The 2,578-nt window shown below is 39.6% G+C and carries 2 protein-coding genes and 1 pseudogene; 2 read left to right on the top strand and 1 reads right to left on the bottom strand.

Annotated features, from left to right (window positions below):
- Positions 1-321 (top strand): annotated as a pseudogene (locus GQR45_RS21210) (IS30 family transposase); the annotation flags it as partial.
- 271 nt (positions 322-592) lie between these two features.
- Here the strand turns inward: GQR45_RS21210 and GQR45_RS21205 are convergent.
- Positions 593-2,110, bottom strand: coding sequence for a capsule assembly Wzi family protein (locus GQR45_RS21205; RefSeq protein WP_165726941.1), 1,518 nt, complete (start codon positions 2,108-2,110; stop codon positions 593-595).
- Positions 2,111-2,342: 232 nt separating this feature from the next.
- On the opposite strand from GQR45_RS21205, the gene GQR45_RS21200 reads away from it, so the two are divergent.
- The coding region (locus GQR45_RS21200) for a helix-turn-helix domain-containing protein (protein ID WP_165726867.1) at positions 2,343-2,578 on the top strand (236 nt) is incomplete at its 3' end.

Raw genomic sequence — 2,578 nt, 5'->3', positions numbered from 1 at the left:
CGTATCGGAGATTGGGAAATAGATACCGTCATAGGTAAAGGTCATCGAGGCGCCCTTGTTACCATTGTAGAGCGGGTCACCCAATTCACTGTATCAACTCAGGTGGCAGGAAAAACAGCGGAAGCCGTCACTGCGGCGACGATAGAACTATTAAGGCCATATAGGTCAGCGCTTCATAGCATCACAGCTGACAATGGAAAAGAGTTCGCTTATCACGAGCAAATCACAGAGGCTTTAAGTGTACCTGTTTATTTTGCTCACCCTTATCACTCATGGGAGCGCGGATTGAATGAAAACACGAATGGATTACTACGCCAGTATTGNGCCGAAGAGCACAGATTTTAAGGCGGTAACACCAGCACAAGTTATACCCGTACTTGAGCAACTTAATAATCGTCCGAGGAAGACACTTGGATTTGAAACGCCTGCAAAATTGATGCAGGATCACTTGGCGGCTAAAGCCGCCTAAACGTTATGCACTTCAGATTTGAATCCGCGTGATTTAGTTTGCTAAAAAATACAAAAAAGGGATGAAAACACTGCTTTCATCCCTTTCTTACTTTTAATACGTTACTTTATTACAAATAACGTATTAAAAGTTATATTCGTACTTGGCAAATGCAGAAGTATCGTTTTCAGCACCGTCGTTGTTAGATGCAAAAGCACCTAAAGTGACGCGTCCTCCCATAGAGAGCATTCTGTAACGCAGTTCTAATTGCTTAGAGTTAAACCCTGTTTTAGTAATAGTGTTACCTAAGTCAGGATTGTTAGGATAAAGATCGCTGTTATCGCTATTGTAATCAACATTGCGTAATTTCACTTGCCAGTCATCTCCGTTAGAAAGTTGGCCAAGTAATGTTAAAACTACGGATTGCGTATCATTATCGTAAGTTGAGCCAATAGTGCGGCCGTGGTAACGATAGCCAGATTTATACTCTAAAGATGGATGTTCATAGTAGCAATTCTCTATATTTTCATCTGTACCGATAAAGCAAGCAACACCTGTATCTATATGTTCTAAATTTATTAAGATATTCTGCTCATAAATCCTCTGCGTGGTTTGCACTCCGAATAAGTACGCTCTATCAACGGGTTTAAAGTATGAACCTGAATCTTCACCTATAGTACTTGCATATAAAGCATATGATTGATTAAAAAGTACGCCTGACCAACGAACATCAATACCAGCTAATTGATTACCTATTTTTGATCCTAATTGGGTTGCACAGTTATCATTGTTATCAACGCAAATTGTTTTGCCTGTAATTAGATCAATAAAGTCACCAGCAGATCCAGGCTGTCCGTCACCGGCCCATTGTGCAGACCAGCTAAGTGCAATTTCTAACTGTTGAATAGGGCGAAAATTAACACGAGTACTCCACAGTAAAGCATCAGGTATAACACGCGTAGACTCAAGTTTAGCCATTTGTGCAGTAAAGCTCCATTGACCAATCCAGCTCAGCCATGGTGTATCGAAAGCAGTACTTTTTTCTCTGGTAACACTTAGTGCAGGTAAAGGTTTCGCATTACCTGACATAATTAAGCTGTTATCAACACCAGGTCCCCAAAATTGTTCAACAGCACCGGCTCTAAAAATCCAGTTACCTAAACGGTAAGCTAAGTAACTATCATCAAGTGAGGTATCGTTACAATCGGTTAAAGCTTGCTCGTTGGTAACTATATCGTCAGTCGTTTTTCCATCAACTAAACATTTTTTACCGTCTTTTCTATAATTTATAGCTACTTTAGCTGCAAAGTTATCGCCTAAATAAGCGTAAGCTGCAGAAAGCTCTGTTTCTTGAGTATTTGTTGCACCAAAGCTTGTTACTATGATTGGATCTGTGGCTGCAAAAGCTGATAATTGAAGACTATGTGAGCTACTATTTTCTGATTTATATCGATGTTTAACGCGAAGTAAAGCATCTTGTAAGCTTGGAGATAATTGCTCCAGCGGCATACTTTCCACATCGCTTATAAAACTTTTCCACATAAGCGGATAGGTAGTTACAGGAGCTAAAATAACACCGGCATCAGCTAATTGTTGAATATCAGCTCTTAGACCATAATCATCGGGTTTTACCCATGGCTCAGCATTAACTGATGCGCTCATAGCGCAAAAAAGAGTAGAAAGTAGAAAAATTCTGTTTCGCAAAGTTCAGATCCTTGTGATTAAGATTGCGGCTAAGTTTATCAATCTAAGTCTGCTATTGCAGTAAATAATCAAATTTATAGAGTTAATTTAATACCTAGATTCAAATTGTAAGTGCATAACTTGTTTTGGCTAGATTAAGTGGTCAGTTGCTCATAAGCTAACTGCTTTTTCTCCGGCAAGAGATTTTACAATGAGACATTACAAACAACTGACCTATGCGCAAAGATGCCAGATCGCCGTTCTAAAGAAAAGCGGTTTTACGCAACAAAGTATTGCTGAGCTAACTAATTTATCGCAATCTACGATTTCAAGAGAGCTTTCTAGAAATACAGGTAAGCGAGGTTACAGACACAAACAAGCTCATGAGCGGGCTTTGTTTCGCCGAAGAAGTGTAAGAAAACCGCTTAAGATGACACCTGAAATGAT

The organism is Pseudoalteromonas sp. SA25 (assembly GCF_011378705.1).
GTDB classification, from domain to species: Bacteria; Pseudomonadota; Gammaproteobacteria; order Enterobacterales; family Alteromonadaceae; genus Pseudoalteromonas; species Pseudoalteromonas arctica.
Note: the sequence above shows the minus strand (reverse complement) of the source record. Positions and strands in the feature narration are given on the sequence as shown.

Bases quoted from the DNA above. Each gene is read 5' to 3' on its own strand.
- GQR45_RS21205 (WP_165726941.1), bottom strand. From the start codon at position 2,110: ATGAGCGCATCAGTTAATGCTGAGCCATGGGTAAAACCCGATGATTAT.